The sequence below is a fragment of the Streptomyces sp. GC420 genome (assembly GCF_009916105.1).
Lineage (GTDB): Bacteria > Actinomycetota > Actinomycetes > Streptomycetales > Streptomycetaceae > Streptomyces.
Genome location: NZ_JAAAXQ010000128.1, coordinates 1 through 19,276 on the forward strand (window position 1 = coordinate 1; position 19,276 = coordinate 19,276).

General features: G+C 72.7%; 16 protein-coding genes. 9 read left to right on the top strand and 7 right to left on the bottom strand.

The features are described from left to right. Window positions 1–151: 151 nt before the first annotated feature. Both GUY61_RS17690 and GUY61_RS17695 read left to right on the top strand, forming a co-directional pair. Window positions 152–1,177 (top strand): phosphotransferase family protein, encoded by a 1,026-nt coding sequence (locus tag GUY61_RS17690; protein ID WP_166631146.1) that lies wholly within the window; start codon window positions 152–154, stop codon window positions 1,175–1,177. 5 nt (window positions 1,178–1,182) lie between these two features. Continuing rightward, window positions 1,183–2,397: an acyl-CoA dehydrogenase family protein gene (locus GUY61_RS17695; RefSeq protein ID WP_166631147.1), complete on the top strand. Its 1,215-nt coding sequence runs from the start codon at window positions 1,183–1,185 to the stop codon at window positions 2,395–2,397. A gap of 205 nt (window positions 2,398–2,602) precedes the next feature. Here GUY61_RS17695 and GUY61_RS17700 read toward each other — a convergent pair whose 3' ends face one another. The 3 genes from GUY61_RS17700 to GUY61_RS17710 all read right to left on the bottom strand — a co-directional run bounded on the left by GUY61_RS17700 (window position 2,603) and on the right by GUY61_RS17710 (window position 5,768). After that, window positions 2,603–3,196, bottom strand: a complete 594-nt coding sequence (locus tag GUY61_RS17700; protein WP_166631159.1) for a TetR family transcriptional regulator — start codon at window positions 3,194–3,196, stop codon at window positions 2,603–2,605. An 83-nt stretch (window positions 3,197–3,279) separates the two neighbouring features. Further along, entirely contained in the window at window positions 3,280–5,007 is a 1,728-nt protein-coding gene (locus GUY61_RS17705; RefSeq protein WP_166631148.1) for a class I adenylate-forming enzyme family protein, read from the bottom strand. Further along, a complete protein-coding gene (locus tag GUY61_RS17710; RefSeq protein WP_166631160.1) occupies window positions 5,004–5,768 on the bottom strand; it encodes an SDR family oxidoreductase in 765 nt (254 codons plus the stop codon). The genes GUY61_RS17705 and GUY61_RS17710 overlap by 4 nt, the downstream gene beginning before the upstream one ends. A 209-nt stretch (window positions 5,769–5,977) precedes the next feature. Here GUY61_RS17710 and GUY61_RS17715 point away from each other — a divergent pair, with 209 nt between their 5' ends. Next, a complete protein-coding gene (locus GUY61_RS17715; RefSeq protein ID WP_166631149.1) occupies window positions 5,978–7,276 on the top strand; it encodes an exo-beta-N-acetylmuramidase NamZ domain-containing protein in 1,299 nt (432 codons plus the stop codon). A gap of 489 nt (window positions 7,277–7,765) precedes the next feature. Further along, on the top strand, window positions 7,766–9,124 hold the full coding sequence (locus tag GUY61_RS17720) for a serine-threonine protein kinase (RefSeq protein WP_208106119.1): 1,359 nt from the start codon (window positions 7,766–7,768) through the stop codon (window positions 9,122–9,124). A 90-nt stretch (window positions 9,125–9,214) separates the two neighbouring features. Here GUY61_RS17720 and GUY61_RS17725 read toward each other — a convergent pair whose 3' ends face one another. Further along, window positions 9,215–11,962, bottom strand: coding sequence for a penicillin acylase family protein (locus tag GUY61_RS17725; RefSeq protein WP_166631150.1), 2,748 nt, complete (start codon window positions 11,960–11,962; stop codon window positions 9,215–9,217). 861 nt (window positions 11,963–12,823) lie between these two features. Here GUY61_RS17725 and GUY61_RS17730 point away from each other — a divergent pair. Beyond that, the gene (locus tag GUY61_RS17730; RefSeq protein ID WP_166631151.1) at window positions 12,824–13,435 is read left to right on the top strand and encodes a hypothetical protein; all 612 of its coding nucleotides are present in this window, start codon (window positions 12,824–12,826) and stop codon (window positions 13,433–13,435) included. A gap of 57 nt (window positions 13,436–13,492) precedes the next feature. On the opposite strand, the gene soxR is transcribed toward GUY61_RS17730, so the two are convergent. Continuing rightward, the gene (soxR, locus tag GUY61_RS17735) at window positions 13,493–13,969 is read right to left on the bottom strand and encodes a redox-sensitive transcriptional activator SoxR (RefSeq protein ID WP_166631152.1); all 477 of its coding nucleotides are present in this window, start codon (window positions 13,967–13,969) and stop codon (window positions 13,493–13,495) included. 106 nt (window positions 13,970–14,075) lie between these two features. On the opposite strand from soxR, the gene GUY61_RS17740 reads away from it, so the two are divergent. Further along, window positions 14,076–14,537: a MaoC family dehydratase gene (locus tag GUY61_RS17740; protein ID WP_166631153.1), complete on the top strand. Its 462-nt coding sequence runs from the start codon at window positions 14,076–14,078 to the stop codon at window positions 14,535–14,537. Here GUY61_RS17740 and GUY61_RS17745 read toward each other — a convergent pair. Continuing rightward, window positions 14,528–15,205 carry a TetR/AcrR family transcriptional regulator gene (locus GUY61_RS17745; RefSeq protein WP_166631154.1) on the bottom strand — a complete coding sequence of 226 codons (678 nt, stop codon included), beginning with the start codon at window positions 15,203–15,205 and terminating at the stop codon, window positions 14,528–14,530. The two genes, GUY61_RS17740 and GUY61_RS17745, sit on opposite strands and share 10 nt — an antisense overlap. Window positions 15,206–15,304: 99 nt before the next feature. Beyond that, entirely contained in the window at window positions 15,305–16,456 is a 1,152-nt protein-coding gene (locus GUY61_RS17750; RefSeq protein ID WP_166631155.1) for an acyl-CoA dehydrogenase family protein, read from the bottom strand. A 57-nt stretch (window positions 16,457–16,513) separates the two neighbouring features. On the opposite strand from GUY61_RS17750, the gene GUY61_RS17755 reads away from it, so the two are divergent. From GUY61_RS17755 to GUY61_RS17765, 3 genes are read left to right on the top strand one after another with little or no spacing between them, the layout of a single operon-like run. Further along, a complete protein-coding gene (locus GUY61_RS17755) occupies window positions 16,514–17,167 on the top strand; it encodes a TetR/AcrR family transcriptional regulator (RefSeq protein WP_208106120.1) in 654 nt (217 codons plus the stop codon). After that, window positions 17,164–18,432 carry a HEAT repeat domain-containing protein gene (locus GUY61_RS17760; RefSeq protein ID WP_166631157.1) on the top strand — a complete coding sequence of 423 codons (1,269 nt, stop codon included), beginning with the start codon at window positions 17,164–17,166 and terminating at the stop codon, window positions 18,430–18,432. The genes GUY61_RS17755 and GUY61_RS17760 overlap by 4 nt, the downstream gene beginning before the upstream one ends. An 18-nt stretch (window positions 18,433–18,450) precedes the next feature. Then, window positions 18,451–19,245 carry a helix-turn-helix transcriptional regulator gene (locus tag GUY61_RS17765; protein ID WP_166631158.1) on the top strand — a complete coding sequence of 265 codons (795 nt, stop codon included), beginning with the start codon at window positions 18,451–18,453 and terminating at the stop codon, window positions 19,243–19,245. Window positions 19,246–19,276 lie beyond the last annotated feature (31 nt).

The window sequence follows — 19,276 nt, forward strand, 5'->3', positions numbered from 1 at the left end:
GGGCCGGGGACACCGGGCAGGCGTCCTGTTCCGGATCTCACGGTGCCCCCCTCTGGACTACATACCGACTGGTCGGCATCATGAACCGCGACCACCGTGTCCGCGCCGTGCGGGCGACGACACACGTCGAGAAGACAACGAGGAGTCGACGATGAGCTCAGCCCAGCCCCCCGGGCTCGATCTGGAGCAGCTGCGCGGTCACCTGGACCGCGAGCGCCCCGGCCTGGTGCGCGGGCCCCTGACGGGCAGGCTCATCGAGGGCGGCCGGTCCAATCTCACGTACGCCGTGGAGGACGGCAGCTCCCGCTGGGTGGTCCGCCGGCCCCCGCTGGGGCACGTGCTGGCCACCGCGCACGACATGCGCCGTGAGCACCGGGTGATCAGTGCGCTGCACCCGACCGCCGTGCCGGTGCCCGATCCCGTGCTGCTCTGCGAGGACGACTCGGTCATCGGGGCGCCGTTCTACGTCATGGAGTTCGTCGAGGGCACGCCGTACCGCACCGCGGACCAGCTCGCCGCCCTCGGCCCCGAGCGCACCAGGGCGGCCGTGCTGAGCCTCGTCGACACCCTCGTCGAACTGCACGCCGTGGACCCGGCCGCGGTGGGACTGGCGGACTTCGGCCGCCCCGAGGGCTTCCTGGACCGCCAGTTGCGCCGCTGGGCCAAGCAGCTCGACGCCTCCCGCAACCGGGAGCTGGCGGGCATCGACGAGCTGCACGCGACGCTGGGCCACTCGCTGCCGGCCTCCCCCGCCGCGACCGTCGTGCACGGTGACTACCGCCTCGACAACGTGCTGATCGGCGGCCCCGACGACGAGATCCGGGCCATCCTCGACTGGGAGATGTCCACCCTCGGCGACCCGCTGACCGACCTCGGCCTGCTGGTGATGTACAGCACCGACCTGCGGCTGCCCGGCTCCCCGGTGAGCACCACGGCCGAGGCGCCGGGCCACCCCTCCCCGCGGGAGATCGTCGAGCGCTACGCCGCGGGTTCCGGCCGGGACACCTCCGCCATCTCGTGGTACGCCGCCTTCGCCTGGTTCAAGCTCGCCGTGATCCTCGAAGGCATCCACTACCGCTACACGCTGGGCCAGACCGTCGGCGCCGGCTTCGACCGGATCGGCGATCTCGTCCCGGTCTTCATCCGGCACGGCCTCACCACCCTTCAGGAAGGCTGACACCCATGGACTTCGCATTCGACGCCCGCACCGAAGAACTGCGGAGCAGACTGCTCGCCTTCATGGACGAGTACGTATACCCCGCCGAGACCGTCGCCGAGGAGCAGCGCGCCGCGCTGGCCTCCCCGTGGGACACCCCGCAGGTGGTGGAGGACCTCAAGGCGGAGGCCCGCAGGCAGGGCCTGTGGAACCTGTTCCTGCCCGGCACCGAGCACGGCGCGGGGCTGACGAACCTCCAGTACGCGCCGCTCGCCGAGATCACCGGCCGCTCCCCGCACCTCGCGCCGACCGCGACGAACTGCGCCGCGCCGGACACGGGGAACATGGAGGTGCTGGCACAGTTCGGCACCGAGGAGCAGAAGAAGCAGTGGCTGGAGCCGCTGCTCGAGGGCGAGATCCGCTCCGCCTTCGCGATGACCGAGCCGGAGGTCGCCTCGTCGGACGCGACCAACATCGAGACGCGGATCGAGCGGGACGGTGACGAGTACGTCATCACCGGCCGCAAGTGGTACATCTCCGGCGCGATGAACCCCGACTGCAAGATCCACATCGTGATGGGCAAAACCGACCCGGACGGCGCGGACATCCGTCGCCAGCAGTCGATGGTCCTGGTGCCGAGCGACACCCCGGGTGTGCACGTCCGCCGCGCGATGCAGGTCTACGGCTACGAGGACCACTCCCACGGCGGCCACGCCGAGATCGTCTACGACCGGGTCCGTGTCCCGGTGTCCAACCTGATCGGCGAGGAGGGCGGCGGCTTCGCGATCGCCCAGGCCCGCCTCGGACCGGGCCGCATCCACCACTGCATGCGGCTCATCGGCATGGCCGAGCGCGCCATCGAGCTGATGTGCCGGCGGGCCGTGTCCCGCACCGCCTTCGGCAAGCCGCTGGCCGCTCAGGGCCAGGTGAACGCGTGGATCGCGGACGCCCGGGTCGCGGTGGAGCAGCTGCGGCTGCTGGTGCTGAAGACGGCCTGGCTGATGGACACGGTGGGCAACAAGGGCGCGCACACCGAGATCCAGGCGATCAAGATCGCGACCCCGCGCACGGTCCTCGGCATCATCGACAGCGCCGTGCAGCTGCACGGAGCGGGCGGTGTCAGCCAGGACTTCCCGCTGGCCGAGCTGTGGGCCTCGGCCCGTACGCTGCGCCTCGCGGACGGGCCCGACGAGGTGCACCAGCGCTCGCTGGCACGCCGGGAGCTGAAGCAGTACATGTGAGACGGCTGTGTCCCGTCGGGAGCGCCGGTGAGGCGCCCCCGACGGGACACGCTACGTTTCGGGAACGGCGCCTTTCCAGGATCGGCGCCTCTGATCGGCGCCTCTGATCGGCGCCTCTGCAGGAGTGGTGCCTCTTCGGGAACGGTGCCGTCCGAGGGAAGGCGCGCGTCCGAGGGAAGGCGCGCGTCCGACGCCCCGGTGCGCCTCAGGGACGCAGCGCCCGCAGCAGCAGGTCGGCGAGGTGGTCGGCGATCTGCTCGGGCGTGAGCGGGCCGTCGGGGCGGTACCAGCTGGAGAGGTGGTGGACGGACCCGAAGTGGTAGTCCACCACCAGGTCGGCCGGGGTCGCCGTGGAGAACACGCCGGCCTTCTGCCCCTCCTCGACGAGCGCCCTGAACTTCTCGTGGTAGCGCCGCCGCTCGGCCCGTACCTGCTTGTCCTTCTCGGGGCTCAGCTGGTGGATGGAGCGCATGAAGATCGTTGCGTCGTCGAGGTTCTCGATCGAGGTGACGACGACGTCGGCGGCGGCCTCGCGCAGCCGCTTCTCGACGGGTGCGTCGGATCGGGCGATGGCGTCCAGCCGCTCCTGCTGGAGGCGCAGCACGCGCCCGTAGATCTCGTGCAGCAGATCGTCCTTGGACCCGAAGTAGTGGTAGAGGGCGCCCTTGGTGACGCCCGCCGCCTCGACGATCTCCTGCACCGAGGTCTTGTCGTAGCCGCGCTCGGCGAAGAGCCGGGTGGCGGCGGCCAGCAACCGCTGCGGTACCGGGGCCCGGCCCCCGTCCGTCGTCTTGGCCACTGTCGCCACCTGCCCTTTCCTCACTCTGTGCCATGTCGTGCGCGCCGTGCGTCCCGCACACGGCGCGTGGTGCCGCCGTGCGTTCAGGATGCCCCGGACCGGGAACGCAGTTCCCGACGCAGGATCTTCCCACTGGACGTCTTGGGCAGTTCCTCTAGGACCACGATTTCCCGCGGATATTTGTACGCCGCGAGCCGTTCCGCGCTGTAGGCGACGAGTTCTTCCGGGGTCGCCGCGGTTCCCGGGACCAGGCTGACGTACGCCTTGACGGTCTCTCCGCGGTAGGGGTCGGGCACGCCCACGACGGCCGCCTCGCGCACCGCGGGGTGGGTGTGCAGCACGTCCTCGACCTCGCGCGGCCACACCTTGAAGCCGGAGGCGTTGATCATGTCCTTCTTGCGGTCGACGACGTAGAGCCAGCCGTCGGCGTCCATGAAACCGATGTCGCCGGTGCGCAGTTCCCCGCCGGGGAAGGCCTCGGCGGTGGCCTCGGGCAGGCCCCAGTAGCCGGGCACGACACCGGGTCCGCTCACCGCGATCTCGCCCTGCTCGCCGAAGGGCACCTCCCGGCCGTCCTCGTCCAGGATGCGGACGAGGCCGTCGGGCCCGGGGAGGCCGACGGAGAGGGTGCCGGTGGCCGGGTCGACCGGGGCCTCGCTCTGCGGGGGTACGGAGGCGCAGGGCGCGGTGCATTCGGTGAGCCCGTAGCCGTTGCGCAGGTAGGGGCCGAAGCCGGCGCGGAACTTCTCCACCAGGGCGGGCGGTACGGGGGCGCCGCCCGAGGAGATGACCGCGAAGGACTCGAAGTGCTCGGGCCTCGCGGCGGGGTGGGCGGCCAGCGCCATGAAGGCGGTGGAGGGTCCGACGGTGAAGGCGGGCCGGTGCTCGGCGAAGGCGTCGAGGACGACCCCGGCCTCGAATCGGTAGGCCAGGGCGAGCGTGCCGGCGTTGAGGAAGCAGGCGGACAGTTCGCAGACCATGCCGGTGATGTGGAACAGCGGTGCCAGCGCGAAGTAGCAGGCGCCCTCGGGGATCCCCTGTCCGGCGCGCTGCCGTTCGGCGTTGTGGGCGATGTTGCCGTGGGTGTTCATGGCGCCCTTGGGGGTGCCGCTGGTGCCCGAGGTGTAGCTGATCAGGGCCACGTCGTCGGAGCGCAGCGCCCGGCCGTCCGGGGCCTGCCTGCCGGCGCGGGCGACGGCGAGCAGGTCGTCGGTGTCCTCGGGCACGGGCTGCCGCTCGAAGGGGAGGACGCGCTTGTCGTCGCGGGTCTGGAGGCCGAGTTCGCAGGCGGTCAGAGCGACGCGTACGCCGCAGTAGGACGCCGTCTCGCGCAGGTAGCCGGTCCACGCCCGGTCGGAGCAGATCAGGGCGCCCACCCGCGCGTCCTCGAGGACGTGGGCCACCTCGCCAGACTTGTACATCGGGTTGAGCGGCACGACGGTGGCCCCGGCCTTCCACGCTCCCAGCAGGGCGAGCACGAAGTGCGGGCTGTTCTGCAGCATGACCGCGACACGGTCGCCGTGCTCCACGCCCCGGTCGGCGAGGTGTGCGGCGACGGAGTCGGACAGCTCGTCCGTCTCCGCGTAGGAGAGCCGGCCGTCGAAGTAGGCCAGGGCGGTGCGGTCCGGGGCGCGGCGCGCGGACGCGCGGAAGGCGTGCAGCACGGTCTCGGGCGGGGTGACGGGGGCCTTCTGGGCGTCGCTGAGCTGCGCGAGCCAGGGCCTGGCGGCGTAGACCGGCGTGCCGGACGGCGCGGGCGCGCCGCCGGGTACGGGCCGGTTCCCCGCGGCCGGGGTTTCGTAGGTGGTCATGCGCCGGTCCCCTCCCACTGGCGCTGGAGGCGGTTCATGCCGCGCAGCCAGCGGTCGGTGTCGGCCGCGCGCGCCCGGTAGTAGTCCGCGACCTCGGGGTGGGGCAGTACCAGGAAGCGGTCCGCGGCGATGGCCCCGAAGAGGGCGTCGGCCACGTCCTCGGGCTCGATGGCTCCGGGAGCGAGGACGAGTTCGCCGGCGGATCCCGAGGCGGTGAGCATGTCGGTGCGCACGCCCTGGGGGCAGATGGCGTGCACCTTGATCCCGCGGTGGCGGTAGGTGAGGGAGAGCCACTCGGCGAAGGCGAGCGCGCCGTGCTTGGTGACGCTGTAGGGGGCGGCGCCGATCATGGTGAGCAGGCCCGCGGCGGAGACGGTGGAGACGAAACGGCCGGAGCCGCGCTCCAGCCACTCGGGCAGCAGTGCCTGGGCGGCGCGTACGTGGGCCATGACGTTGACGTCCCAGGCCCGCGCCCAGACGTCCTCGCCCGCCTCGGCCCCGCCGCCGGACGCGAGGCCGGCGTTGGCGCAGTAGATGTCCACCGTGCCGCCCAGCGCCTCCCGGGACGACTCGATGATGTGCGAGGCGTCGCCGGGCACCGGCACCGCCCCGATCTCGTCCGCGACGAGCTTGGCCTTCCCGGCGTCCAGGTCGTTGACGACGACGCGGGCTCCCGCGGCTGCGAAGCGGCGGGCGATCGCGGCTCCGATGCCGCCTCCCGCCCCGGTGACGACGACTCCCGCGCCCTGTACGTTCGGCACGGACTGCGCGGACTGCGCGGACTGCGCGGACTGCGCGGACTGCTGGCGTCCCACGTCGGTCCTCCTTCGGCTCGGCTCCCGCTCTCGGTGGTGCCCCGGCAGACTAACCAGTCGGTATGTGGCCGGGGAAGAGGCGGGAACGTACCGGCTCGCGCCTGCCTCGTTCCACCGCGCGGCGGCGAGCGCTAGCGTGCGTGACCATGACAGGTATGAGCGCTGCGAACTCTTCCGGTCCTTCCGGTCCTTCCCGGCGGGGACTGCTGGCCGCGACCGGCGCAGTGGGAGCCCTCGGCTCCCTCGGAGCCGCCGAGCCCGCCGGCCCCCGGCACGGTGGCGACGAGCCGTCCGGGCCCGCCCGTCCCCGGGTCCGCACCGGCTTCGAACGGCTGGCGGCCGGCGGCTACGGGCCGCTCGAGGGGCAGCGCGTCGGCGTCGTCACCAACCCGACCGGCGTGACCGCGGCCGTGCGCCACATCGTCGATGTCATGCACACCGACGACCGGGTGGAGCTCACGGCCGTCTTCGGGCCCGAGCACGGCTTCCGCGGCACCGCCCAGGCGGGCGGCTCCGAGGGCCGCTACGACGATCCGGCGACCGGCCTGCCCGTCTACGACACATACCTCAAGAGCGGCCGGGCGCTGGCCGATGTCTTCACGGCGTCCGGCGTCGACACCGTCGTCTTCGACATCCAGGACGCGGGGGCGCGCTTCTACACGTACATCTGGACGCTGTACGACTGCATGCAGGCCGCCGCGCTCGCGGGCCTGCGCTTCGTCGTCCTGGACCGGCCCAACCCGGTGTCCGGCCGGACCGCTCTCGGGCCGGTCCTGGACAGGGCCTTCGCGAGCTTCGTGGGCCGGGAGCCGATCGCCCAGGCCCACGGCATGACGGTCGCGGAGCTGGCGCTGCTGTTCAACGGGGAGTTCCTCCAGGAGCCGGTGCGGCTCGACGTCGTACGGATGTCGGGGTGGCGGCGGACGGACTTCTTCGACGCGACCGGGCTGCCGTGGGTGCCGCCGAGCCCCAACATGCCGACGCCCGACACCGCTCTCGTCTACTCGGGCACCTGCCTCTTCGAAGGCACCAACCTCTCGGAGGGACGCGGCACGACCAGGCCCTTCGAGCTGCTCGGCGCCGAGGGCGTGGACCGGCGCTGGGCCGAGGCGGCGAACGCGGAGGAGCTGCCGGGCGTGCGTTTCCGGGAGGCGTACTTCCAGCCGGTCTTCTCCAAGTTCCAGGGCAGGACGGCCGGCGGGGTCCAGCTCCACGTGCACGACCGGGAGGCGTTCGACCCGGTGCGCACGGGCATCGCCCTGCTGGTGACGGCGAAGCGGGTGTGGAGCGGCTTCGCCTGGCGGCCGGACAACTGGATCGACAAGCTCACGGGGAGCACCCGGGTGCGCACGATGATCGACGCGGGCGCCTCGGCGGACGAGGTGGTGGCGGCCTGGCGGCAGGACCTGGCCGCGTTCCGCGCGACGCGGCGGGAGTACCTGCTGTACCGCTGAGGACGGCGCCGCCCCCCCTTTTTTTCGGGGCTCGGTTCGCCTCCGGGGCACCGAAGCCTGCGCCGACAGTCGATCGTGCTCGGCCACTCGTACCCCCCTTTCGGGCTCGGTTCGCCTCCGGGGCACCGAAGCCTGCGCCGACAGTCGATCGTGCTCGGCCACTCGTACCTCGCGGCCTGTGCGCGTTCTCCCTTTCGGCACAGGCGCGCCCCTTCGGCTCACTCGCCCTGTGCGGCCTGTGCGCGTTCTCCCTTTCGGCACAGGCGCGCCCCTTCGGCTCACTCGCCCCGCTTCGGTGGCGCCCGCTTCGACAGCGCTCGACCGGGGAAACCTTGTTCGATCCCCCTCGCGCACTCGTGCGACCAGTTCATCCCTACGCGTCACACCGGGCCCGGGATCCGCTCCGGCCTGTGCCCAGGGGCTGGCCGAGCCCGTGGTACGGCGGGATGATGCGGCCCCGACCGGCACTTCGCGCGAAGAGGTGAGGCCATGCGGGACGTGGGCGTGGAGCCGTACTGGGAGCTGACGTTCGACGCCGAGGGCGACGTCGACGTGCGGCAGCGGGACCGCATCGCGGACGGGGAGGTCACCGATCTCCTGGTCTTCGCGCACGGCTGGAACAACGACCGGTCGATCGCGAGCCGCCTGTACCGCCGCTTCTACCGCCACTTCCCCGACCTGGTCGCCGACCGGCCCGGGGTGCGGCTCGGCTATGTGGGCGTGCTGTGGCCGTCGATGCGGTTCACCGACGAGCCGATCCCCGACCTCGAACCCGTGCCGCGGGCGGCCGCCGCGACGCGCGGTCTCGACGAGGACACCCGCGCCGCGCTGACCGGGGTGTTCCCCGGCGCGGAACGGGAGGCGGCGGTGGACCGGATCGCCGAACTGCTCCGCGACCGGCCGGAGTCCACGGCCGCCCTCGAAGAGTTCGGCTCGCTGGTAAGGCGGCTGGTCGCGGACCCGGCCGACTCCCGCGCGGGCGGAGCCGCCGGCGCCGGGGGAACGGATCACGGAGTGGAGGACCCGGACGGACGGGCGCCCGGCGAACTCGCCATCCTCACCGCGGACACCGTGGCGGTGTGCCGCGCGTTCACCGAGGCGCTGGCTCAGGCCGGTGCGGGCGCGCCCGGCCCGGCCGGGCCCAGCGGCGGGGCGGCCCCCGCCATCGGCTTCGGCGGGCCCGGCCGCTGGTGGGACGGGGCCCAGGAACTGCTGCGCCAGGCCACGTACTTCACGATGAAGCGCCGGGCCGGTGTGGTGGGCGAGCGGGGGCTCGGACCGGTGCTCGGCCGGCTCGGGAGGGTGCGTCCCTCGGTCCGCGTCCATCTGATCGGGCACAGCTTCGGCGGGCGTCTGGTGTCGTACGCGCTGCGCGGACTGCCTGAGGGCACCAGGAGCGTCAAGTCGCTGATTCTTCTTCAGGGGGCCTTCTCGCACTACGCGTTCGCCGCGCGGCTGCCGCACGCGAAGGACCGGAGCGGCGCTCTGGGCGGCATGCACCGGAGGGTGGACGGGCCCGTGGTGTCCTGTCACTCCCGGCACGACACGGCGCTGGGCGTGTTGTATCCGCTGGCCTCGCGGGCAGCGGGGGACTCCGCCGGTCTGCTCGGTCTCGACTCCGGGCGGTGGGGCGCCATCGGCCACGGAGGCCACCGGGCCGTGGCAGGCTCCGTACGGCTGACGCTCGACGAGGCGCTGGCCGGCGGGCGGCTGCCGGCCTCGGGGTGTGTGAGCGTGGACGCGGCGAAGGTGGTCCGCAGGGGCGGGCCGCCGACGGGCGCGCACAGCGACATCTGCCACCCGGAGCTGGCCCGGGTGGTGCTCGCGGCGGGCCGGATCGGCAGCTGAGCCGGTCCGGCCCGCCGCGGGCGTGCGGGGCACGGTTCCGTGCGGGGCGTGCGCGGCACGGTGTGTGCCGCGCACGCGGGCGCGCGCGGCTCAGCGGTGAGCCGGGAACTCGACGACCTGCTGGAAGGTGGGCCTGTTCTGCCAGTTGACGTTCGGGTGGGTGATGCCGCCCACCGGCCGCTGGACGATCGAGTCGGCACACCACTGGTCGCCCGCCGAGCAGACGTCGTCGCCGGGGTAGACCTGAGCGGCGGTCCTGGCGGCGGCCGTCTTCAGCGAGGCGAGCAGGGCGTCCCGGCAGGCAGAGAGCTCTCCGCCGCCGCAGAATGCCCGGTCGGTCCAGCCCCGGACCTCGCGCCCGAGGACGGTGCGCAGATCCTTGTCGACATAGCTCCACCAGCCGTACTGGAACGCCGACCCGGCGTGCGAGCCGGTCGGTCCGTGCCCGGAGGAGGGTGACTCGTCGACGGTGAGGTTGTTCCGCAGGGCATCGTAGAGCTGCTCGCCGAGGCCGGGCCTGAACTGGGCCTCGGCGAGCAGCGGCCACCAGGCGTCCATGATCCGGACGGCATCGGGATGGGTGTACGTCTTCGAGCCCTGGGCGGTCTCCTGGCGCCTGCTGCCCGCCCGCTGCCAGGCCTCCAGCTTCTCCACCGCGGAAAGCGCGGCGCTGTCCGTGATGGGTGAACTGCGCAGCACCGCGAGGAGTTCGGGGAGTACGCCCTCGCCGCGCAGGTCGGTCACCGCCGCCTCCGCCATGGCCCTGGTGAGGGACGCGCGGGTGACGCCGCCCTTCTCGACCAGTGCCGCGACACGGTCGTCGAGCAGGTCGCCGCGGTGCACCGAGCCGTTGCCGAAGCCTGCCGCCGTGTAGTCCTCGGCCAGTTTGTTGTTCCAGGACATGTAGTAGTCCTGGCCGACCGACTGGGGGTGCTCGGCGGGCGGGGTGTAGGCGGCGGTGTTGTGCGCGGGGTCGAAGTCCTCCCACTCGTAGGCCGGTTCGGCCCGGACGGGCAGCGAGGCGTCGACACCGGCGGCGCGCACCGGGTTCAGTCCGCTGTTGAAGTACCCGGCCTGTTCCGAGTCGGCGTAGAACCAGTTGAAGGTGTAGCCGATGTGCGAGGCGGCCTCCTGGAAGGACGCGGCGTCCTTGACGAAGGAGGGATCGTTCATCATCTGGAAGCCGATGATGGAGTCCGCCTCGTGGCGGTACGTCGTGCGCAGCGCGGTGTAGGCGACGGGCTCGCCGCCGACCGTGGCACGGTGGGTGACCAGGCCGTACTTGGTCCGCCAGACCCGCAGGGTGTACGAACCTGCCGCGGTGCCGTCGGCCACGGTGGGCTTCCAGGCGTTCTTGCGCTCCAGCTTGTCCATCGGGGTGCAGGTTCCCCGGTACAGGTAGTGGTCCGAGTCCTTCGCGGGCGCCGAGCCGTCGGGCTCGCAGAGTTCGACGGCGTACGTGTCGATGATGTCCTGTGCGGAGGTGGTGGCACTCCAGGCGTAGTCCTGGCCGCGGCCGAGCTGCACGTACATCCCGACACCGGCGAAGGCGACGCCGCGGGCGCTGATGCCGGGCCCCTGGAGTTCCTGGAGCATCAGCAGCTGCGGGGCGAAGTAGCCGGTCTGCGGGCCGAAGACGGCGACGGGGTGGCCGCCTGCGGTGTGTTCGCCGGAGACGACGAGGGCGTTGGACATGCCGCGCGGCGCAACGTACGCCTCGGTGCTGAGGTCCTGCGCGGAGCCCGTGCGGTCGTGGACGAGCTCCTCCTGGATGACGGAGCCGCTGTCGGGCAGCGCGGTGCCGCGCGGGTTCGCCGGCCTGCCCGCGTACGGGAAGCTGCTTCCGTCGTGGACGGTGAGGGCGGCCTCCGGGTCGTTGCGCATCCGGAAGGTCTCCCAGATCTCGGTGCCCTCCTCGACCCCGTACTTCTGCTGGGCGGCCAGCAGCGAGAGCGCGGCCTGCACCTCGCCGCCTCCGCCGCCGCCGAAGAGCCCGCCGACGACGGAGGCGATGGCGATGAGGTCGGTCACCTTGAATGGCTGGATCTCACCGGCGTTGGTGATGGAGTCGATGTGCCCGGTCAGGACGTACTCGCCGGGGAAGTAGCGGCCGTCCTTGGACTGGGTGCGGTAGGCGTTGAGGCCGTCGACATAGGCCTGCGCGTCGGCCATGGCCTGCCTGCCGCGCTCGCCGGAGTTGCCGAGCAGCCAGTCGACCTGCGCCTGGAGGTCTTCCTCGGTGTACGGGGCGATCTGGAAGAACTGCTGCTCCAGGCCCTGGTTGGCGGGAGCGCCGCCGGCGAAGGGCGTGATCTCGCCGCGGCCTATGTGCCGGAAGAGGTCGATCACCCACATGCGGTCCTGGGCGGCGGCGTATCCGGCGCCGAACGACGTGCCGTAGCGGGTGGTGCCGACGATGTGCGGGACGCCGGTCTTCTTGTCCCGGGTGATCGTGACGTCCGAGCGGGGCTTGGTGACGGACTCCTCCTGCCCCGCGGGCACGCCGAATGAGGCGTCGTTGAAGAAGTCGTTGATGGTGGCGTCGGTGAGCGTGGACCGTCCCGCCACCAGCTTGTCGTACGCCGCGAGCTGGTCGGAGCTGTGGGCGGGGCGGGTGCCGAAGACCTGGTGCGCGAGGATCCCGGCGAGGGTGGCATTGCCGTTCTGGCCGGGCGGGAGGATGTCCGAGCACTGGCCCTGGCAGTAGTCGTTGTCGGCGGCCTGTACGGCGTCGGGCGGTGACGCCGCGGCCTGGGGCAGCGGGCTCGCGAAGGTCGCGGCGATCGCGAGCGCCGTGGTGGACAGGATGGTTCTGAGCCTGCGGGTGCGTCGTCGCATGCCTGGTCCTCCAAGGGGCCTGGGGGTCGGAGGTTACCCGCGGTATGCCCATGACATGACGTGAACATGCCTCTTCTTCCCGGCCGTGGCTCCGAGTCGCCACCGCACGGCGGCCGACCGGCACTGTTCGGCCAACTCTGCCCCGAGCGACGCGGGTTGGGGACTCGGGCCGCGAAGACGACGGCCGGACCATCCCGTTCCACCAGCAGCGTCAACTGCCATGGCGCGGGGCGGCACGCCCCCGCGGCGGACCGGCCGGCCCCGCGGCGAACCGGCCGGCCCCGCTGCGGCGCCGGGCGGCCCCGGCCGCCGCGGCACATCCGGAGGTACTTGTCCGTCGCGGGCCGGCGCCCCGCGGACCCCGGCGCCGGGGTGCCCGGCAGGCTCCGGGGCGAGCGCCGGCGGCGCCGCGCGCCACGGCGCGACCCCGCCCGCGGCGTTGGGGCCAGGATCGCGGGCGAGGACTCCCACGAGAGCCGGCGGCAGGCCCTCGCCGGCCGCGAGTTCGCTGCGTACGGCGGGGTCGGACGGGTGGCGAGGCTCCCCCGGGGCGGCCTCGTCCGCGCCCGTGCTCCCCGTGCTCGCCGCCCTCTTCGCACCCTTCGCCCCTGCCGTCCGCGCGCGGGAACGAACCCGGATGCTCCCCACGGCCCGGCGGGGAGCGCGCAGTTGTCCGGCAGCCCGCGGAGCGCCGCCCGGCGGCGCACGGGCAGCCACGTCTGAACGGTGTCTTTATCCCCCACCGGCGCATCGTGGGGAAGGTGTGCTGATGGGCCCCATCGGATTTCCGATGGAGCCGAATGGGCACTGGATACGTCCATTCCACAACGCCGAAGTACCGAGCGACGGAGGTGACGAGCGATGGCCGGTTTCCGGAGTCTTGCGAGACAGGTGCGCAATCCCGGTCTGGATATCGCCTTGCGACGGCATTCGCTGCGCAAGTGCCTTGAGCGGTTCGCCCCTTACGGGCACCGGGCGACCTGGGACCATCTGTGTTCCCGGGCCGGCTTCGGGCCCGAGGACCGCGATCTCGACCCGGCGCGGCTGGTGGCCGCCCTGGAGGAGCTGGAGGAGGCGCGGGCCGTGTGGCTCGCCTACGAGGGGGAGTTCGCCGAACGGCGCAGGCGCGAGAAGCACGACGGTCTCAGGCGCCCGGGCTCGTTCGACGACTGGCACCGCTGCACCTGGGGCGGTTGCGGGGTCGTGTGGTGCGACGACCCGCGGGTGCACCCCGACGCGCCGCTCGCCGAAGTGCTGCGGCGGCTGATCTCCGCGCTGCGTTCGGAGCCGGGCGATTCCTGCCCGGTGTGCGCGGGGACGAGGATCGTCTGGAAGTACGGGCTGGCGCACGAGCCGGGCGCCGGACCCGTCTGCACGGGCTGCGGCATCGTGGTGCCGGAGCCCGTTCTCACGTCCGAGGCACTGATCAGGGCCAGGCGGGTGCACGACGCCGCGCTGGCGCCGGTGGGCTGACACCGGCCGGACGGCGGGGTGTGCCGGCCGCAGCGGCGCACCCCGTGTCCCCCGGCGTCAGGCGCCGGCCGGGCGGGGGCGGCGTTCCGGGAGCAGCCGGGAACCCGTCAGCTCGCGGCCGAAGACGTCGTCCGGATTGGACAGCACGCAGGTCTCGAGCGACAGGCAGCCGCACCCGATGCAGTCGGTCAGGTGATCGCGCAGCCGTGCGAGCTGCTGGATGCGCTGGTCCAGTTCCGAGCGCCAGGCCGCGGAGAGCCGCGCCCAGTCCTCCCGGGTCGGCGTGCGCTCCTCGGGAAGCTGGGCCAGCGCCTCGCGGATCGTGGCCAGCGGGATCCCGACCCGCTGCGCCGCGCGGACGAACGCCACGCGCCGCAGGGCGTCCCTGCTGTAGCGGCGCTGGTTGCCTGCCGTGCGGCGGCTGCTGATCAGGCCCTTGGCCTCGTAGAAGTGCAGGGCGGAGACGGCGGCGCCGCTGCGTGCGGACAGCTGGCCGACGGTGAGCTCATGGATCTTCTCTGGAATCTGAGGCACGCCTCAAACCTACTTCGCCACGCGTTGACAGGACTCCGGTCACCCAACCATGCTGAGCAAGCGCTTAGACATTCCCTGTGACGCATATTTCGGGAGGCTGGACAACATGGCAGAGCCGAGGATCTTCGCTTCGGTCGACGAGCTGCGGGCGGCCGTCGGTGAGCAGCTGGGACACACCGACTGGCTGGAGATCGACCAGAAGCGGATCGATCTCTTCGCCGAGGCGACCGGCGATCACCAGTGGATCCACGTCGACCCGGAGAAGGCGGCCGCCGGGCCCTTCGGCACCACCATCGCCCACGGCTATCTCACGCTGTCGCTGCTGCCGCTGTTCGGACCGCAGCTGATGAGCGTCGAGGGCGTGCGGATGGGTGTCAACTACGGTGTGAACAAGGTCCGTTTCCCCGCACCCGTGCCGGTCGGCTCCCGGCTGCGCGCCACGGCCGTGATCACCGATGTCACCGACGTCGCGGGCGGCGCCCAGATCACCACGGCCTTCACGGTGGAGCGCGAGGGCGGCGACAAGCCGGTCTGCGTGGCCGAGTCGGTGGCCCGCTACTACTTCTGAGCCCCCACCATCCGCAGGACGAGGTCGGCGTAGAGCACGCCGACCTCGTCGGGCGTGCGGCGGCCGCGCACATTGAACCAGCGGGCCACGTCGATGCAGAGCGAGAGGATCGCGACGGCGGTGCCCCGCACGTCCACGACGTCGAACTCCCCGCTCTCCACACCGTCCTCGAGGATCGAGCGCACCGCGGCGTCGCTGCGCCGGCGCAGCTCGATGATCTCCGCACGGTGCTCCTCGCTCAGCGAGTCGTACTCGTACTGCACGACCCGCGCCGTCGTACGGTGCCCGGCGTGCCAGCGCACGAAGGAGCGGACGGCGTCGGTCAGCCGCTCCGCCGCCGTGCCATCGCCGGCCGCCGCGGCGTCCAGGATCTGCAGGGCCTTGCCGTGCCCGGTGCGGCAGATGGTGTGAAGGAGTTCTTCCTTCGTCTTGTAGTGGATGTAGAGCGCGGCGGGGCTCATTCCGGCCCGCCCGGCGATGTCCCGGGTCGTCGTCGCGTGGTAGCCGCGCTCGGCGAAGGCCTCGACGGCCGCCACGAGCAGCCTCCTCGCCGCGTCGGGCGAGACCTCGCCCCACGTGATGTCCTCGCCGGACTGGCCGGTCCCCTCGCCGGACCGACCGGTCCCGTCGCCGGTCCCGTCGCCGGTCCCCTCGGCCGCGCCGCCCATCGGTCGCCCCTTCCGCTCACCAGGACAGACACCATACCGCCCATCCTGAGCAAGCGCTTAGGGGCGAACCCGGCACAACCCCTGGACCACCGGATAAGGTCAGAAGGCGGATACTCCCGTCAGAGAGCGTCCTATGACCAGCTTCTGGATCTGGCTGGTGCCCTCGTAGAGCGTCATCACGCGGGCGTCCCTGAGCAGTTTGCCCACCGGGTACTCGTCGATGTAGCCGTATCCGCCGAACACCTGGAGCGCGTTGTTGGCCGCGCGTACGGCGGCCTCGCTCGCGTACAGCTTGGCGACCGAGGACTCGGTGGCGAACGGCCGGCCGCGGTCGATCAGGTCGGCGACCCGCCAGGTCAGCAGCCGGGCGGCGTCGACGTCCACGGCGATGTCGGCGATGAGCTCCTGCACCAGCTGATGGCCGGCGATCGGCCTGCCGAACTGCTCACGCTGCCCCGCGTAGCCGACGGCCGCGTCCAGGCAGGCCTGGGCGATGCCCACACAGCCCGCCGCCACCGACATCCGCCCCTTGGCCAGCGCCGACATGGCGACCGAGAAACCCTTGCCCTCGGGGGCGACCATCGCCGAGGCGGGCACCCGGACGTCCTCGAACACCAGCTCCGCGGTGGCCTGCCCGCGCAGCCCCAGCTTGCCGTGGATCTCGCGCCGGGTCAGGCCGGGCGAGTCGGTGGGAACCAGGAAGGCGGAGATCCCCTTGTGGCCGGGCTCGTCGCCGGTACGGGCGAACAGCAGCACCACGTCGGCCCAGGTCCCGTTGGTGATGAACATCTTGCTGCCGTTGATGACGAACGCGTCGCCCCGGCGTTCGGCCCGGGTGGCGAGGCTGCCCGCGTCCGAGCCGGTGCCCGGCTCCGTCAGGCCGAAGCAGCCGATCGCCTCGCCGGAGCACAGCCGGGGCAGCCACTGCCGCTTCTGCTCCTCGCTCCCCCAGGCGGCGACCGACTTGGCGACCAGCCCGAGCGAGACGGAAAGGATGCCGCGCACCGCGGAGTCTCCCCGGCCCAGCTCCTCCGTGACCAGCACGTACGCCAGATGGTCGCCGCCCGAGCCGCCGTACTCCTCGTCGATGGTCAGCCCGAGGAAGCCGAGGTCGCCGAGTTTCTTCACGACCGCGCGGTCCACGTTCTCGGCGCGGTCCCACCCGGCCGCGTACGGGGCGATCTCGCGGTCGACGAAATCCCTGGCGAGCCGCCTGACCGCGGACTGCTCCTCACTGAGATCCAGATCCATGCCCTGCCACCGTCCCGAATAACTATCACTGCTAGTTTACAAGTGCAGGGCCCTACTATGTGCCGCATGGCACGCCCACGCAAGCCCCTGCTCAGCAGAGAGCTGATCGTCGAGACGGCAAGCGCCCTGGTCGACGCGGAGGGCCTGGACGCCGTCTCCACCCGTCGGCTCGCCGCCGAACTGGGAGTCAGCGGCCCCTCCCTCTACAACCACTTCCGCAGCAAGGACGAGATCCTGGAGGCGGTCGCGGACTCGGTGTCCGCCCAGGTCGACCTGTCGATGTTCGCGGCGGAGGACGGCCGCGACTGGCGCACGGCGCTCCACGACTGGGCCCACTCCTACCGTTCCGCGCTGGCCGCCCACCCGCATCTGGTCCCGGTGCTCGCCCAGGGCCCCGGCCGCCGCCCGGCCGGCCTGCGCCTCGCCGACGCCGTCTTCGGCGCCATGGTCCGGGCGGGCTGGCCCCCCGGCCACGCCACCCGCATAGGCGCCCTGATGCGCTACTTCATCACCGGCTCCGCGCTCGGCTCCTTCGCACGCGGTTTCGTCGACGACGCCACCGCCTACAACCCGGCCGACTACCCTCACCTGGGCCAGGCCCACCTCCTCGCCGAGCACCGCAAGCAGGTCGACGAGGGGGCATTCGAGTCCGGCCTGCGGGCGCTGCTCGACGGCCTGACGCTGCAGTACGAGGAGCTGAAGCACGAGTGAGGAACAACCCGGAGCTGAACCCGGAGCTGATCGCCGCCGTGCGGGCGGGCGACGCCGCGCGGGTGCGGGAACTGCTGGACGGGGGCGCCGACCCGGACGCGGCGGACGAGGACGGCACGACCGCGCTCTGCCTCGCGGTCCGGTCCTTCGACCTGCCGGTCCTCGAGGCCCTGCTCGACGGGTTCGCCGACCTCGACCACCCCTCGAAGGACGGCAGGACGCCGCTGCTGTGGGCCGTCGACGCCGGCTGGTACACCGGCGTCTCCCATCTCGTCGGCGGCGGCGCGAAGATGTGGCTGACCGACCCGGCCGGCCGCGAGGCGCTCTCCCTCGCCCGCCGCTGGCACGACAACGGCTGGGAGGCCGAACTCCGTTCCAGGACCGGCTCCCAGGAGCCCCCGAAGCGCGAGACGGTCGCCGAGAGCGAGAGCGACAGCTGCGAACTCGTCCGGCTCGGCGGCCTGGAGGTCCGTACCGGACACACCGCGATCCTCACCGCACTGGAGGTGTCCTACGGCCTGCGCGTGCCGTTCAAGGGCCTGCTGGCCAGGGCGACGGCGGAGCAGGACTGGAACCATGTGTCCCGCTGGGCCGCCGTGGACGCGCTCAGCCAGCGCCGCGACCGGGCCACCTGGGACGCGTCCGCCGCGCTGCGCGAGAGCCAGGACCCCTCCGTGCGCCACTTCGGCGCGGAAGTGCTCCGCGTGACCCACCTCCACGACGACAGCGAGGACGACCCGTGGGCCGGCCCGCTCCTCGGTCTGTTCTCCGACTGGGCACGGGAGGAGTCCGACCCGCGCGTCCTGGCAAGCCTGGTGGCAGGGCTGGGCGACCTCGGCTCGCCCGGGATCCTCACGACGGTCCTGCCGTGCTGCGACCACCCCGCGACCGCCGTACGCCGGCGGGCGGTGGGCGCCCTGTCCCGGTGGGCGGCGGAGGGACGGCCCGAGGTGGTCTCCGCGCTGCTGGACCGCCTGCCGGACGGGGACGCCGAGGTGCGGCGCCAGGCGTGCTGGACACTCACCGAGCTCCCGCCGGACACCCCCGGGATCGCCGATGCCCTCGCCGCCCGGCTCGACGACGGGGACGAGGGGGTCCGGATGGCGGCCGCGCGGGCGCTCGCGCTGCGGGACGACGCCCGCGGCGAGGAGTTCCTGCGATCGGTGGAGGGCTCCGTCGCGGAGGACTCCCCCTACTACTGGTACCTGTACGACGTGAACCGGCACCGGTGGCTGCGCGACGGTTCGGCGGCCACCGAAGGGTGAATGCCGCATCCTGACCGTATGACCCGCACGCACCGCACGGCTCCCCGGGACCCGAAGTCGGCCACTGCCCCCGGCCGCAGGGCGGGCGGCACCGCCCGGCCCCGGGGCGAGGCACCCGGTTCCCGGCTCGCCGCGTTCGCCGCGCTGCTCGCCGACGAGACCCGCGCCGGGATCTGCCTGGCACTGCTCGACGGGCGCGCGTGGACGGCCGGTGAGCTCGCGCGGCACACCGGGGTGGCCGCGTCGACGGCGAGCGAGCACCTGGGGAAGCTGGTGGCGGGCGGCGTGCTCGCCGAGGAAAGGCAGGGCCGGCACCGCTACGTACGGCTGGCCGGACCCGGCGTCGCGCAGCTCGTCGAGGACCTGGCCGCCCACACCGGGCCGGTGCCCGGCCGGGACGCGGCCCGCTCACTTCGCGCGGCGAGCACCCGTGACGCCCTGGCCCGCGGGCGCACCTGCTACGACCATCTCGCCGGACGCCTCGGCACCACGATCACCGGGGCGATGACAGAGCGCGGCCTGCTGCGCCAGGACGCGGGCTTCGCGCTCACCGACGCGGGCCTCGGCTGGTTCACCGGCGAACTGGGGCTCGAACTGGAGCGAGGGGGACGCAGACCGCTGGCGCGGGGCTGCCTGGACTGGACCGAGCGCACGCCGCACCTCGCGGGCACCGCGGGGGCCGCCCTGTGCCGGCACGCGCTGGACAGCGGCTGGTGCGTACGGATCGGCACGGCCCGCGCGGTCGCCGTCACCCCGGCGGGAGCCCGGGAGCTGCACCGGCTGCTCGGCATCGAGGCGGCGGAGCTGCGCTGAGCCCGGTGCCGGCCGGCGGGGCAGGGAGGGG